We start from the raw sequence: 13,220 nt of genomic DNA, 5'->3' as shown, positions 1-13,220 counted from the left end.
TTCTCCCCTGCCGCCACCGCTCGCTACGACCGCCTCAGAATTGCGTACGCACGCCGACAATCAGGCTGCGTCCGCTCAGCGGTACCGTTTCGCGCAAAACCGAAGTGGACACGCGGATGTCCTGATTCAACAGATTTCTGAGGATGGCAAACCAGGTGACACGGACTGCATCGAGCCGTTGGGTGTAGGCAAGATTGGCATCGAGCTGCGTGTACGAGGGGGTGACATAGTTTTCAAATGCCGCCAGCCTGTCCTGCTGCTGCGCATGGAGCAGATTGATGCCACTGCGCCACGCGCCTTGTAAATACCCGAGGTTGAGGCCGTAGCGGGTCGCCGGTTGCAAGGGCAGACTGCCTTGCTGATCCAGACTGCCGTGTGAAGTATCAGCAAACAAGCGCACTGAGGGGCCTTCCTGATTGAGGCGATAGCTGATTTCCGCCTCCGCGCCGCGAATAGTGGCGTCGCCCTGTGACCAGAAACGCTGCGTGAATTCGCCATCGGCACTGGCGTTGCCGCTATCGTCCACCTTCCCGGCAGTGCGTCCATAAATGTAGTTGCCGACCTGATTCTGGAACAGGTTGGTTTTCCAGCGCCATTGGCCTGTCGTCTTTTGCAAGCTCAGCTCGATGTTGTGCGAGGTCTCTTTTTTCAGGCTGTTGTCGCCGATATCGTAGGTGGCGGTGGATTCGTGCGGGCCGCTGGAATACAACTCTTCGGCCGCTGGTGCGCGCTGCGAGGCGGCGTAACTGAGTCCCAGACCGTAGCCGGGAACGAAACTCCACAAGCTGCCGAGCGACCACGATCCTAATTGATAATCGCGGTCTGGCTTGCCGCTCATGCCGTCCGGGCTGCGTTTGACGGCTTCTCCGCGCAGGCCGGCGCTGATCAGCAGGGTGCCGAATTGCCGTTCTTCGACGACAAATGCGGCGAAGGTCTGTGACCGGGTTTGCGGCACGGTATCGGCCTTGCCGGTGCTGGCCGACAGTGCGGAAAAATTGCTGGTGTCGGTTTGCACGCCCAGATTGCCGCGCCAGCCGGCCCAGTCCTGATGCGTCAATTCCCAACGCGTTTCGGTTGCGCGGTTGGCAAACACGGTATTGGGCGTGCCGTCCTGCTGTTTTTCGGTGTGCGCATAATCGGTGTAGCCGAGCCGGAAGCGGAAGGTGTCGAAGCCGGGCAAGGGGGCGCGCAACAGGGCGTCGATGTCGTAGCGGGTTTGTTTGAGGTCGATGAACGATTTCTCGGCGGTGGGAATGCCGTAGTGGTCGTCCAATCGCGCCACCGAGGCACCGACATGGCCCCAGCTATCCATCAGCGAGGCACCCGCGCCGAAGCTGCTTTCATGGGTAAAGGAGTTGGGCAAGCGGCCTGTGGCGCTACTGCCATCGGATTGTTTGGCGTTGCCGGGAATGGCGTAATCGCCGGTGTCGCGCCAGTTGCCATCGACATGCAGCCCGATTTTGCCGACCGCGCCTTCGAGCGTGGCGGAGGTGTTTTTCAGATTGTCGGCGGTGCCGCTGCGCACTTCGACCTCGCCGCTGGGCTGGGTCGAAAGTTCGGTCGGGATGCGGTTGTTGACCACATTGACGACGCCGCCGATTGCGCCGGAACCGTAGAGCAAGGCGGCCGGGCCGCGCAGGATTTCTATCTGACTGGCGGTGGCGCTTTCAGTGGCCGGGGCGTGGTCGTTGGACAGGCTGGACACGTCCGATACGGTCATGCCGTTTTCCAGAATTTTGACGCGTGGCCCTTCCATGCCGCGCACGATAGGACGCGATGCGCCGGCACCGAAGGCGGAGGCGGATACGCCGAGTTCCTGCGAGAGTGTGTCGCCGAGCGAATTACCGAGTTTGTTGCGCAATTCGTCGCCGGTCAGTACTTTGGCGGGCGCGAATAATTGGGCGTCTTCGCTACCGGCGAAGGGGCTGGCGGTGACGACGACTTCGCTCAGTGTTTGCGAGGTGGTTTGTGAGGTGGTTTGCGCAAGGACGGACGATGGCAATCCGGCGAGGGCGGACAATGCCGCGCTGGCCAATAAGGTGCGTTGGAAATACATGAAATTCCTTGATGACAGAGTGAATACTCTGCGCACAGTAATTTCAGCATGTGCGCGAGCCGACACGCCCTGACTCTTCAGGCAGGCGCGGCTGGCAGCAATGCTGCCTTGGTAATGGCAAAGGACGGTGCGCAGAAATCGGCGGCCGATATCCGGCCGTTCAGTACCGGTTGCTTAGGGTCTGTTAGACGGCATTGGCGCGTGCGAACAGTCCCTGGAACGGGCGCTTATTACTTGTCAGAGCGGGGGAGCCCGGGTCGAGAACCGACGCAGGAAGGGGATGTCGCGCGAGGCGAAGGCCACCCATAAGGCCAGTACATAGGCGCTGGGAATGACGGGTAAAGAGGGAATGACGATGTGTATGGTAGCGGCGATGGCGGCGGCGTCGAAGGCGTCGCAATCGTCGTCGTGGTGGCTGCTCTGATTGCCCTGCTCATCGCAGTGTTCATCACCATGATGCTCGACGTGATTGAACAGAGCGGCGGAGCGCGCTTGCTGCTGCGGTGTTTCGGCCCATCCGGCATGGAAAATATCATGCACGAATCCCAGACCTTGCGTGTACAGGAGCGCAAGCATCAGGAGCAATGTCAGGCGCAACGTCGGGCGGGACGTTTGCCACCCGGAACGCGTTAGCAGTCGCATGGGAGTGTATTAAATGAGATCGCCCGGGGTGACAGGCAAAGAAGCCGTCGCCCCGGGCGATTTGGTACTTCGCGCGACTGGATTAGTCGCCGTAAAGCTTCTGCTTCAGTTCGCGCCGTTGCTGCGCTTCCAGCGACAGCGTGGCGGTTGGCCGAGCCAGGAGACGCGGCACGCCGATAGGCTCGCCGGTTTCTTCGCACCAGCCATATTCGCCGTTATCGATGATCTGGATCGATTGCTGGACTTTCTTCAGCAATTTGCGCTCGCGGTCACGCGTACGCAATTCGAGCGCATGCTCTTCTTCGATGGTGGCGCGGTCAGCCGGATCGGGAACCAGCACGGTTTCGCGCAAATGTTCCGTGGTTTCGCCGGCATTTTTCAACAGATCTTTTTCGAGCTGCTGCAAACGCGCCTTGAAGAACGCCAACTGGTCGGCGTTCATGTAGTCCTTCTCGCTCATCTTCAGGAGTTGCTCTTCAGTGAGCAGTACGCCTGGGACTTGCTCGTCGGGAGATGCTTTAGGAGTTTTAGTGGCCACTTCGCTTACTTTCGATGCTACGGATTACAGAATGTTATCCGCTAATCCGGAACGCGCTTTCGCATTTCTGGAGCACGCGCCGGATGCGGTCGCTTTGGAAGACTATCCTTCCTGCTGATTTCCTCAGCAGCAGAACCCCCGCCAATTGCCTGTTCTGGCCGGCTTGCGGCAAGCCGGAATTTTGGCAGACAAGGATTCTACACCAACAACCTACGGTTCCGCTAACCTTGCCGGAATTGCACTGCTGCATGCCTTCCATCGTGCCAAACCATCGGTCTGATTCGGCCCCGCCCTGCCCAATCTGCGCCATTCCTGAAGACGGGCAAAACGGTAGAGCGCGCATAGTGTATCTCAAACCCTGCTTGCGGCAAGGATTAAGTTTTATGCTTACTTATCCGTTGTTTTATGCGTGTACTGAACCACATACCGCGCAGCCCGGATTGCGGGGTACGCCGATGGTGGTCCACTCCATGGTGCGGGCGTCCAGGATTTGCAAGCTGCCGGCCAGCGATGTGCCGATGCCGATGATCAGTTTCAATGCTTCGGCCGCCTGCATGGCACCGATGATGCCGACCAGCGGCGCAAACACGCCCATCGTGGAGCAGCGCACTTCATCGAATTGTTGCTCGGGAGAAAACAGGCAGGCATAGCACGGCGATGCGGCGCTGCGCGTATCAAAAACGCTGATCTGGCCGTCGAACCCCAGTGCTGCGCCGGATACCAGCGGAACCTGCTGTGCCACGCAAGCGCGATTGACTGCGTGGCGGGTGAGGAAATTATCGCTGCAATCGAGTACTACGCTTGCTTCGCCCACCAGATCCAGCAATCGCTGCCCGGCCACACGTTCGGACAGGGCGCGTACTTTCACGTCGGGATTGATCTGGGCCAGTGCGTCTGCGCCGGAACGCACCTTGAGCTGACCGACGCGCCCGGTGGTGTGCATGATTTGCCGCTGCAAATTGGTCAGGTCGACGGTATCGTCGTCGACCAGGGTGATCGTTCCCACGCCGGCCGCGGCCAGATATAAAGCGGCAGGAGAACCCAGCCCGCCAGCACCGATTACCAACGCATGCGCGGCCAGCACGCGCTCTTGCCCGGCGATATCGATGTCGTCGAGCAAGATGTGGCGGGAATAGCGCAGTAATTGCTGATCGTTCATGAGGGTAAGAAAGGGAAACAAAACAAGTGGAAAGAAAAAGGGCCGCATCGCTGCGGCCCGATCTGGTGCGAATTACTTTTTATCTTCTTTATCGGGTACTTCTTTTTTCTCTTTACTTCCGGCCTTCGCGGGAGCGCCGTCCAGTGGCTTTTCTTCGGAACGAACCTCGGGTTTGACCTTCGATACTTGCACCGGCAAGCCCTTCAGTTGATTCAGGGCCTGGTTCAGCTGGAAGTCTTCCTTGCTGCCGAATTCGAGCGGCTTGCGCTTTTTCTCGATAGCGGCAATGCGCTGCTCTTCTTCCAGCTCATCGATAGGAGGCCGTGCCACGTTGGCTTCCTTGTCCTTGTCATTGGTCAGATGCTTGCTCAGATCGGCTTCGCGCAAACGCAGGGCGTTCAGTCCGTCGCCATCCGCATATTCATCGACCATGATGTCGGGCACGATGCCCTTGGCCTGAATCGAGCGTCCGTTAGGAGTGTAATAACGGGCGGTGGTCAGCTTGACGGCCGTGGTCTTGTCCGGTGGCAAGGAAATCACGGATTGCACCGAGCCCTTGCCGAAGGTTTGCGTGCCCATGATGATGGCGCGCTTGTAATCCTGCAGCGCGCCGGCGACGATTTCCGAGGCGGAAGCAGAGCCGGTATTGACCAATACAATCATCGGCACTTTTTTGATGGCATCCGGCAACTTCGCCAGAGGATCGCTCGTCGGGCTGGAGGCATAGAATTCGCGACGCGCCAGGAAGGACGCTTTGGAACTTGCCAACTGACCATTCGTTGTGACCACGACCGAATCTTTCGGCAGGAAAGCTGCCGATACGCCAATCGCGCCGGGCAACACTCCGCCCGGATCGTTGCGCAAGTCGAGCACCAGTCCCTTCAGATTAGGCTCCTGCGCGTAAATCGCCATGATTTTTTTCACCATGTCGTCGACCGTCGGTTCCTGGAACTGCGTCACGCGCAACCAGGCGTAACCAGGCTCGACCACCTTGGCTTTGACGCTCTGGACGCGGATTTCCTGACGGGTAACGGTGAGAATGATCGGCTTGTCCACATCCTTGCGGGCGATGGTCAGCGTAATCTTGGTATTGGGTTCGCCGCGCATTTTCTTGACGGCTTCGTCCAGCGACAAGCCCTTGACCGGCGCGCTGTCGAGACGTGTGATCAGATCGCCAGCCTTGATGCCGGCGCGGTAGGCGGGAGAATCTTCAATCGGCGAAATGACTTTGACGTAACCGTCTTCCATGCCGACTTCGATGCCGAGGCCGACGAATTTGCCCATCGTGCTTTCGCGCAATTCCTTGTAGGCTTTCTTGTCCAGATAGGCAGAATGCGGGTCGAGTGAACCGACCATGCCGGCAATGGCGTCGGTCAGCATTTTGCTGTCGGTGACTGGTTCAACGTAATCGGATTTGATCAAACCAAAGACATCTGTGAGCTGTCGCAACTCTTCCAAAGGCAGCGGTGAGGCCGCATTCTTTTGCGCAATGGCATCAAATTGAAAGGACGCTGCAACACCTGCAATGACACCTAAACCGATAAGACTGAAGTTCTTTATTTTGCTGCGCATTGATTCACCTAGTAGTTACCCACGCTAACGGGTCAAAAGCGCGACCCTGATGTCGCATCTCAAAGTATAAACCCGATTGCTCATTGCCGCCGGCATTCCCTACCGTGGCGATGACATCACCAGTTTTAACCAGATCGCCAGGGTGCTTGGAAAGCCCCTGGTTATTGCCATAAATCGTCATGTATTGGTTGCCGTGATCGACAATAATCAGGTTGCCAAAACCGCGTAGCGAGTCAGCAAACACGACACGCCCCGCTGCTACGGCCCTGACTTCCGCGCCATCGGCGGCGCGAATAAACAAGCCTTTCCAGACCGGCCCCTCGCCGCGCTTGGCACCGAAACGCGCGGCCAATTCGCCGCGCACAGGCAAACGTAATTGTCCGCGCAGCTCAGCAAAGGGCTTGCCGAAATGTTCTTCATTGGCACTCGGCACAAGGTCGTTGCGCCCGGCTGACTGAGATGCTGGCTGGTCATCATCGATTTTGTCGCTGCCCGCCGGCGCGGATTTGCGGCTCGCTGCCGCACGTCGATCTCGGGCTGCTTTGGCTTTTGCTAATAGCTCCTGCCGTCGCTTTTCACGCGCAGCGGCTTCGGTTTTCTTTTGCTCCTCGATCAATTGCGCCAGCTTGTCGACCAGCCCGGACAGCCGCTGATCGTTCTGTTGCAGACTGCCGGCTTCTTTACGCTGGGCGCTCAGCTTGCTCGACAGCTGCGCCAGCAGCGCCACCCGTTTGCTTTTTTCCTGCTCCAGAACCGCTTTTTGCTGCAATTGTTTCTGGCTGATGTCGCTGAGCTCGGTTTGCGCTTTTTGCGTTTCTTCCTGGTTATTTTTCACCGCCTGCAAATTGCTGCGCAGGGTGTCGATCAGCTTGGCCTGGGCCTGCGAGACATAGCCCATGTAGCGCAGATCGCGATTAATCCGATTGGGATTGTCGCCGGATAGCAGCAGCTTGATCCGGTCTTCGTTGCCTGCCTCGTATTGCTGGCGCAGCAATTTGTACAGTTGCGCCTGCTGCAAATTGACCACGCCGGACAAAGCCGTCTGCTGCTGGCTCAGCTGGGCCAGCTTTGCCTCGATCCGCTGCTGTTCGCTGCTCAGATCGTGCAAGGCACGATTGGCCTTGGCAATGGCCGTCTCCGATACCGAAAGGGCATCGGAAGCATTGCCTTTGGCCGTTTCGGTCTGGTTGATGTCGCGCTTGAGCTTGCCCAATTTTTCCTGCAAGGCGGCGCGTTCGTTCTCGGCAAGCTGTTTCTGACGGGTGCGCTCATTCAGTGCCTGCGCCTGTGCCGTCGGCAACAAGAACGGCAAGGTGCCGACGGCGAGAAACAATACTGCCAACGTCGCAGGCAACCACGCCATCCCGCTGAGTCCCCGCAGGGAAGGAGAAGCGTCTATTTGGATTTTCCCTGATTGGCAACGGCCGCCAGCGCCGCCGCAATGGCCGCCTGATCGCCCAGGTAGTAGCTCCGGATCGGCTTCAGGTCAGCGTCCAGCTCATAGACGAGCGGTTGTCCATTCGGCACATTCAGACCGACGATATCCTGATCGCTGATGCCATCCAGATATTTGATCAGCGCGCGCAGGCTATTGCCATGGGCGGAAATCAATATCCGTTTGCCGGCGAGAATGGCCGGGGCGATTTCTTCGTTCCAGACAGGCAGTACGCGGGCAACCGTGTCTTTCAGGCATTCGGTCAAAGGAATTTGTTCGCGCGGCAGGGTGGCGTAGCGCGGATCGTCCCAGGTCGCCTGTGCGGCGGCTTCGTCCAGCGGATTGGGCGGCGTGTCGTAGCTACGCCGCCAGGTCAATACCTGGGCATCGCCATACTGGGCCGCCGTTTCTGCCTTGTTCAAACCCTGAAGCGCACCGTAATGGCGCTCATTTAAACGCCAGTCGTGCTTGACAGGCAACCACATCAAATCCATCTCGTCGAGCGTCGTCCAGAGCGTGCGAATAGCGCGCTTGAGCACCGAAGTATAGGCAACATCGAAGCTGAATCCGGCCTCCTTCAGAAGCACTCCCGCATTGCGCGCTTCGGCCACACCCTTGTCGGTCAGGTCGACATCGACCCAGCCGGTGAAGCGATTTGCCAGATTCCAGGTGGACTCGCCGTGACGCATAAGGACAATTTTGTACATGGGTTTCTTAATAATAGTCTGGTAAAAAAAGGAAAGCAGAGTCATCTGCCATAGACGAGGTCCCAGAAGTTGTGAAGCTCCGCACTCGCTTGTCGCCTTCTATTTTATAATGGCGGGATTCGGTAAACACATTGGATCAACGTGAAATTCATCATAGACAACATATTCCTGATTGGCCTGGCTGTTTTATCAGGTGGCGCATTGCTGCTGCCTTACCTGCAACAGCGAGGAAATAGCCTGACCTCGCTGCAGGCCACACAAATGATCAATCGCGGCAAAACTCAGACTCTGGTGCTGGATGTGCGCGACGCAGCCGCGTTCGCCGCCGCCCATCTGCGCGACGCAAAGCATATCCCTGTCAAGGAACTGACGCAACGCATCACCGAACTGGAGAAGTTCAAAGCCAAGAACGTGATCGTCGTCTGCCAGAGCGGCACCCAGTCTTCGCGCGCTGCCGCTTTATTGCAAAAAGCCGGCTTTGAAAATGTCTTTGGACTCAACGGTGGCATTGCCGGCTGGCAGTCGCAAGGTTTGCCGACAGCCGGGCTCAAGGAACTCAACTCATGAGCCAGCCCGTCGTCATGTATTGCACCGGCAGCTGCCCTTACTGCGCTATGGCCGAACGCCTGCTGCAAAGCAAAGGTATTGAAAACATCGAAAAAATCCGCATCGACATCGACCTGCCGCAGCGCAATGTCATGATGGAAAAAACCGGACGGCGTACTGTCCCCCAAATTTATATCGGCGATACCCATGTCGGCGGCTTCGACGACATGAACGCACTCGACCGCGCCGGCAAGCTTGATACGCTGCTGCAAGGCTGAAAACACTCCAGGGAAACGGCGACTGCCGCCCCGATCGAGACCGATTCAATTCTTAACCATCTTAACCATCTTAACGAAAGCATCCCATGACCGAAGAAACCGGCACGACAGAACAACCCGTATTCCAGATTCAACGCATCTATCTGAAAGATATGTCGCTGGAACAGCCGAATTCTCCCGCCATTTTCCTCGAGCAAGAAGCGCCCGCGATTGAAGTCTCCGTCGATGTCGGTGCCGATGCGCTGGCCGAAGGCATCTTTGAATCGACTGTCACCATCACCGTGACCGCGAAAATCAAGGACAAGGTTGCTTTCCTCGTCGAAGGCAAGCAAGCAGGGATTTTTGAAGTGCGCAACATCCCGGCAGATCAGCTCGACCCGCTGCTCGGTATCGCCTGCCCCAACATCATTTATCCTTATTTGCGCGCCAATATTGCGGATCTCATCACCCGTTCGGGCTTCCCTCCAGTGCATCTGGCTGAAATCAACTTCGAAGTGTTTTACCAGCAACGCCTGCAAGCCGTGGCCGCGCAACAAGCCGACAGCACACTGGTCCCCAGCACATCTACTGCAATCAATTGATAGTGATTCCTGCGGCAACCCACTCCGGCATCCCCTTCGATGGAGCTTAATGTGAAGACAGCACTTCGCCTGCTTAGCTTACTGGCGCTCTCTACCGGTGTGGCTAGCCATGCTTATGCGCTGGATTTCAAATCGGTGGGTGCCGCACCGGCAGTCCTGTACGACGCGCCTTCCGAAAAAGGACGGCGTGTCTTTGTCGCCCCACGGAACATGCCAGTAGAAGTCGTCCTGACTTATGGCGAGTGGAGCAAAGTGCGTGATTCGGCGGGCAGTTTGTCCTGGGTTTCGTCGAAAGCCCTGCAAGCCAAGCGCATGCTGGTAGTGACTGCCGCCAATGCCAAAATCCGCACCGCGCCCAACGATACCGGCGCAGTCACTTTCAGCGCCGATAAAAACGTCCTGCTGGAACTGGTCGAACCGGCCGCATCCGGCTGGGTCAAGATCCGCCACCGCGACGGCCAGACCGGCTACGCCAAAGCGAGCGAGTTATGGGGCGATTGATCCCCTCCCCGCAAGCTATCCGCAGCAATTTTCTGCGCAGTCATCCCCGTCCATGAATATCACCGTTTTTGGCGCCGGCGCCTGGGGCTCCGCCCTGGCCATTGGTTTGGCGAACCACCATGACCTTGTCCTGTGGGGGCGCGACGCCGATACAGTCGGGCAGATGGCACTCAATCGCGAAAATACCCGCTACCTTCCGGGACATCGCTTGCCCGACAGCTTGCGCGTGACCTCCGACTTTACCGCCGCAGTCGCTCATGCCAATCCAGATGGCCTGCTGATTGCCGCCTCCCCCGTCGCTGGCTTACGAGAGCTGGCGCAACGCTTGCAACTTCACGCAGCAAGCCATTTGATCTGGCTTTGCAAGGGGCTGGAATATGGCACGCATTTGCTGCCGCATCAGGTCATCCACCAGGTCATGGGTGAGCATTTTCCGGCGGGCGCGCTGTCCGGCCCCTCCTTCGCGCAAGAAGTCGCCGCAGGCATGCCCTGCGCCCTTACCCTTGCCAGCACCAATGCCGCCTTGCGCGAACGCGCAGCAGAGGGTCTCCACGGCGGCAATCTGCGCGTCTATTCGAGTGACGATGTGATTGGGGTCGAAGTAGGCGGTGCGGTTAAGAATATTCTGGCGATCGCCACGGGTGTCGCCGATGGTCTGCAATTGGGATTGAATGCCCGGGCAGCTCTGATCACGCGCGGACTGGCTGAAATTACCCGCTTCGGCATGGCGCTGGGTGGCCGGATGGAAACTTTCATGGGCTTGTCCGGCATCGGCGATCTGATTCTCACCTGTACCGGCGATTTGTCGCGCAACCGTCGGGTTGGCCTGTCGCTGGCGCGGGGTACGCCGCTCGCGACGATTGAACAGGAGCTGGGTCACGTTGCCGAAGGCGTGCGCTGCGCGCAGGCGGTGCGCGCTCTGGCGCGGCAATATGCGGTCGACATGCCGATTACCGAGGCCGTTGCCGACGCATTGTTTGATGGTCTTTCAGTACAACAGTTGGTTGACCGACTGCTGGCGCGCGATCAGCGGGAAGAAACGCGCTAAACCAGGCGGCGGAACTGCACAAGTCAGCCCAACCGCCCCACCCTCAGCCCCAAGTTGTTAGCGGGCGATAATATCGCAGGACATTTTCAATCGACGGAAGCAAGTTGGCGATCCGCCTTCGATGAGGTCGTCAATTTGTTTTGGCAGCTTATCGCTCGTCGAACAATCGTCCCTGGTGGACGACGCCACGATACGCAATGCCGCCATTGGCTGAAAATTATTACTGATCAGCGGCAAGGCATATAGCTTGCGATGCGCTTGATTGCGGGCATTCGGAGTATTTTTAGTCGCTTGCATGGCATTCCTTGAACATCCTGGTCACTCGTTCCTGCTTGATCTCCGCCGAATGGCAGATACAACGCATAGAACTACTGTTATCCGATTAACGCGCCGGGATGCATTTGGAATACGAAAAATACAAAATATTTACGAGAAATGTGTTTCAACATGCAACTTCTGCTGATTCGCTGCTTAGCAACACTTCACTTCGCCCATGAAAACGCCTTCAACTAGGTATTTTTATGTTGCAACTGCACGATTTGACCGTTGTTTTCGGTGCAACAACCTCAATAGCAGCAGTATCGCCACCACAACGCTGAAGATAATCGGCTGAGTAAACAGATTCTTGCCCGCCTTCATCCACCAAAAATGCAGTAATCCCAGCGGCACGATGAGGTAAATCAAGCGGTGCAGCCACTGCCAGCCCTTGCCACCCAAGCGCCGTATCATGCCATTCGTACTTGTCAGCGCAAGCGGAATGAGCAACACGAAGGCAATGAAGCCAACGGTAATGAACGGCCGCTTGAGCACATCCTTCCACATTTCGCCCAGATCGAAGAAATGGTCGAACCAAAAGAAGGTCATGAAGTGCAGCGCCACGTAAAAAAAAGCAAACAAGCCCAACATACGTCGCAGCTTGATCAGCCAGTTCCATTTACTGAGCTGGCGCAGCGGCGTGACCGCCAGCGTGATGCACAGGAAATACAGCGTCCAGTCACCCGTATTGCGCGTGATAAATTCGATGGGGTTGGCACCCAGCCGGTCGGTCAGGGTAAACAGCACCAGCCGCACGAAAGGCAGCAAGGCCAAAATGAATAAAACCGCCTTGACGGCGGTGACCTGTGTCGGCGTGAGTTGGCGTAAGAACATTGGTGGTGGCGGCGATTAAAAGAATCGTTTCAGGTCCATGCCCGCATACAGCGGTGCGACCTGGGTATAGCCGTTGTACATCAGCGTTGGCCGTTTCTTGTTGAAAAACCCATCCTCGCCGATGCGCCGCTCCGTCGCTTGCGACCAGCGGGGATGATCGACACCCGGATTGACGTTGGAATAAAACCCATACTCCTGCGGGGCAGAAGTATTCCAGGCCGTTTTAGGCTGTTCTTTGAGGAAACGAATCTTGACGATCGATTTGGCCGATTTGAAGCCGTACTTCCAGGGCACCACGATGCGCACCGGCGCGCCGCTCTGATTCGGCAGCACTTCGCCATACATGCCCACCGTCAGCAGGGTCAGCGGATGCATGGCCTCATCCATGCGCAAACCTTCGGTGTAAGGCCATTGCAGGACGCGGTCGCCCACCCCCGGCATTTGCCGGTTATCGGCCAGCGTCACGAACTGCACGTATTTGGCGGCACTGGTCGGCTCGACCTTCTTGATCAGTGAGGCCAGCGAATAACCGATCCACGGAATGACCATCGACCAGCCCTCGACGCAGCGCAGGCGATAGATGCGCTCTTCCAGCGGGGCCAGTTTGAGCAGGCTATCGATATCCAGCGTCATGGGTTTGTTGACTTCGCCCTCGATGGCGACGGTCCACGGCCGGGTTTTCAGGGTGCCGGCGTTTTGCGCCGGGTCTGCCTTGTCCGTGCCGAATTCATAGAAGTTGTTGTAGGTGCTGGCGTCCTTGAACGAGGTTTGCTTATCCATGACGACATAGCCAGGATTGGGCGTTGCCGCCAGTTTTTGCGCACCGCGCGTTTGCGCCATGGCTTGCTGCGCGGCCATTTCCAGCATCGCGCCGCCAGCGACCGTTCCGACTGCCATCTGCCGGATGAAATGGCGGCGCGCTTCGAAGGTCGCGCGCGGGGTGATTTCGGACGGCTGGGGCGCATCCACAACGTCAGATAGCGATTTGATTAGCATGGTGAGTTCCTC

The 13,220-nt window shown here is 57.6% G+C and carries 15 protein-coding genes; 5 read left to right on the top strand and 10 right to left on the bottom strand.

Annotated elements, in window-relative coordinates; translation table 11 throughout:
- Positions 1–34 precede the first annotated feature (34 nt).
- The 7 genes from RGU70_RS03435 to gpmA form a co-directional block, all read right to left on the bottom strand.
- Positions 35–2,056, bottom strand: coding sequence for a TonB-dependent receptor (locus RGU70_RS03435; RefSeq protein WP_322208013.1), 2,022 nt, complete (start codon positions 2,054–2,056; stop codon positions 35–37).
- A gap of 237 nt (positions 2,057–2,293) precedes the next feature.
- On the bottom strand, positions 2,294–2,632 hold the full coding sequence (locus RGU70_RS03430; RefSeq protein WP_322208012.1) for a hypothetical protein: 339 nt from the start codon (positions 2,630–2,632) through the stop codon (positions 2,294–2,296).
- Positions 2,633–2,780: 148 nt separating this feature from the next.
- Complete coding sequence (gene dksA / locus RGU70_RS03425; RefSeq protein ID WP_322210688.1) at positions 2,781–3,185, bottom strand: RNA polymerase-binding protein DksA; 405 nt, start codon at positions 3,183–3,185, stop codon at positions 2,781–2,783.
- A 454-nt stretch (positions 3,186–3,639) separates the two neighbouring features.
- A complete protein-coding gene (locus tag RGU70_RS03420) occupies positions 3,640–4,395 on the bottom strand; it encodes a molybdopterin-synthase adenylyltransferase MoeB (RefSeq protein WP_322208011.1) in 756 nt (251 codons plus the stop codon).
- Positions 4,396–4,467: 72 nt separating this feature from the next.
- Positions 4,468–5,967, bottom strand: coding sequence for a S41 family peptidase (locus tag RGU70_RS03415; RefSeq protein ID WP_322208010.1), 1,500 nt, complete (start codon positions 5,965–5,967; stop codon positions 4,468–4,470).
- 4 nt (positions 5,968–5,971) lie between these two features.
- Complete coding sequence (locus RGU70_RS03410) at positions 5,972–7,330, bottom strand: murein hydrolase activator EnvC family protein (protein ID WP_322208009.1); 1,359 nt, start codon at positions 7,328–7,330, stop codon at positions 5,972–5,974.
- 32 nt (positions 7,331–7,362) lie between these two features.
- Complete coding sequence (gene gpmA, locus RGU70_RS03405) at positions 7,363–8,109, bottom strand: 2,3-diphosphoglycerate-dependent phosphoglycerate mutase (RefSeq protein WP_322208008.1); 747 nt, start codon at positions 8,107–8,109, stop codon at positions 7,363–7,365.
- Positions 8,110–8,250: 141 nt separating this feature from the next.
- Here gpmA and RGU70_RS03400 point away from each other — a divergent pair, with 141 nt between their 5' ends.
- From RGU70_RS03400 to RGU70_RS03380, 5 genes are all read left to right on the top strand, one after another.
- Entirely contained in the window at positions 8,251–8,676 is a 426-nt protein-coding gene (locus RGU70_RS03400; RefSeq protein ID WP_322208007.1) for a rhodanese-like domain-containing protein, read from the top strand.
- On the top strand, positions 8,673–8,933 hold the full coding sequence (gene grxC, locus RGU70_RS03395) for a glutaredoxin 3 (RefSeq protein WP_322208006.1): 261 nt from the start codon (positions 8,673–8,675) through the stop codon (positions 8,931–8,933). The genes RGU70_RS03400 and grxC overlap by 4 nt, the downstream gene beginning before the upstream one ends.
- An 86-nt stretch (positions 8,934–9,019) precedes the next feature.
- On the top strand, positions 9,020–9,514 hold the full coding sequence (secB, locus tag RGU70_RS03390; RefSeq protein ID WP_322208005.1) for a protein-export chaperone SecB: 495 nt from the start codon (positions 9,020–9,022) through the stop codon (positions 9,512–9,514).
- Positions 9,515–9,565: 51 nt separating this feature from the next.
- The gene (locus RGU70_RS03385; protein ID WP_322208004.1) at positions 9,566–10,015 is read left to right on the top strand and encodes an SH3 domain-containing protein; all 450 of its coding nucleotides are present in this window, start codon (positions 9,566–9,568) and stop codon (positions 10,013–10,015) included.
- Positions 10,016–10,067: 52 nt separating this feature from the next.
- The gene (locus RGU70_RS03380) at positions 10,068–11,063 is read left to right on the top strand and encodes an NAD(P)H-dependent glycerol-3-phosphate dehydrogenase (RefSeq protein ID WP_322208003.1); all 996 of its coding nucleotides are present in this window, start codon (positions 10,068–10,070) and stop codon (positions 11,061–11,063) included.
- A gap of 57 nt (positions 11,064–11,120) precedes the next feature.
- Here RGU70_RS03380 and RGU70_RS03375 read toward each other — a convergent pair whose 3' ends face one another.
- The 3 genes from RGU70_RS03375 to msrP all read right to left on the bottom strand — a co-directional run bounded on the left by RGU70_RS03375 (position 11,121) and on the right by msrP (position 13,208).
- Positions 11,121–11,360 carry a hypothetical protein gene (locus tag RGU70_RS03375; protein WP_322208002.1) on the bottom strand — a complete coding sequence of 80 codons (240 nt, stop codon included), beginning with the start codon at positions 11,358–11,360 and terminating at the stop codon, positions 11,121–11,123.
- 222 nt (positions 11,361–11,582) lie between these two features.
- On the bottom strand, positions 11,583–12,212 hold the full coding sequence (locus RGU70_RS03370) for a protein-methionine-sulfoxide reductase heme-binding subunit MsrQ (RefSeq protein ID WP_322208001.1): 630 nt from the start codon (positions 12,210–12,212) through the stop codon (positions 11,583–11,585).
- Between the two features lie 15 nt (positions 12,213–12,227).
- The gene (gene msrP / locus RGU70_RS03365) at positions 12,228–13,208 is read right to left on the bottom strand and encodes a protein-methionine-sulfoxide reductase catalytic subunit MsrP (RefSeq protein ID WP_322208000.1); all 981 of its coding nucleotides are present in this window, start codon (positions 13,206–13,208) and stop codon (positions 12,228–12,230) included.
- Between the last annotated feature and the right edge of the window lie 12 nt (positions 13,209–13,220).

This window comes from Herbaspirillum sp. RTI4 (genome assembly GCF_034313965.1).
Classification (GTDB): Bacteria; Pseudomonadota; Gammaproteobacteria; order Burkholderiales; family Burkholderiaceae_D; genus Herbaspirillum.
The sequence above is the reverse complement of the archived record's forward strand: the minus strand, read 5'-3'. Positions and strand labels throughout refer to the sequence as shown.

What these genes read in the sequence shown, in the direction of transcription:
- RGU70_RS03435 (WP_322208013.1), bottom strand. Translation starts at nt 2,056, where the DNA reads ATGTATTTCCAACGCACCTTATTGGCCAGCGCGGCATTGTCCGCCCTC.
- RGU70_RS03430 (WP_322208012.1), bottom strand. Translation starts at nt 2,632, where the DNA reads ATGCTTGCGCTCCTGTACACGCAAGGTCTGGGATTCGTGCATGATATT.
- RGU70_RS03420 (WP_322208011.1), bottom strand. Translation starts at nt 4,395, where the DNA reads ATGAACGATCAGCAATTACTGCGCTATTCCCGCCACATCTTGCTCGAC.
- RGU70_RS03415 (WP_322208010.1), bottom strand. Translation starts at nt 5,967, where the DNA reads ATGCGCAGCAAAATAAAGAACTTCAGTCTTATCGGTTTAGGTGTCATT.
- RGU70_RS03410 (WP_322208009.1), bottom strand. Translation starts at nt 7,330, where the DNA reads ATGGCGTGGTTGCCTGCGACGTTGGCAGTATTGTTTCTCGCCGTCGGC.
- gpmA (WP_322208008.1), bottom strand. Translation starts at nt 8,109, where the DNA reads ATGTACAAAATTGTCCTTATGCGTCACGGCGAGTCCACCTGGAATCTG.
- grxC (WP_322208006.1), top strand. Translation starts at nt 8,673, where the DNA reads ATGAGCCAGCCCGTCGTCATGTATTGCACCGGCAGCTGCCCTTACTGC.
- secB (WP_322208005.1), top strand. Translation starts at nt 9,020, where the DNA reads ATGACCGAAGAAACCGGCACGACAGAACAACCCGTATTCCAGATTCAA.
- RGU70_RS03380 (WP_322208003.1), top strand. Translation starts at nt 10,068, where the DNA reads ATGAATATCACCGTTTTTGGCGCCGGCGCCTGGGGCTCCGCCCTGGCC.
- RGU70_RS03375 (WP_322208002.1), bottom strand. Translation starts at nt 11,360, where the DNA reads ATGCAAGCGACTAAAAATACTCCGAATGCCCGCAATCAAGCGCATCGC.
- RGU70_RS03370 (WP_322208001.1), bottom strand. Translation starts at nt 12,212, where the DNA reads ATGTTCTTACGCCAACTCACGCCGACACAGGTCACCGCCGTCAAGGCG.
- msrP (WP_322208000.1), bottom strand. Translation starts at nt 13,208, where the DNA reads ATGCTAATCAAATCGCTATCTGACGTTGTGGATGCGCCCCAGCCGTCC.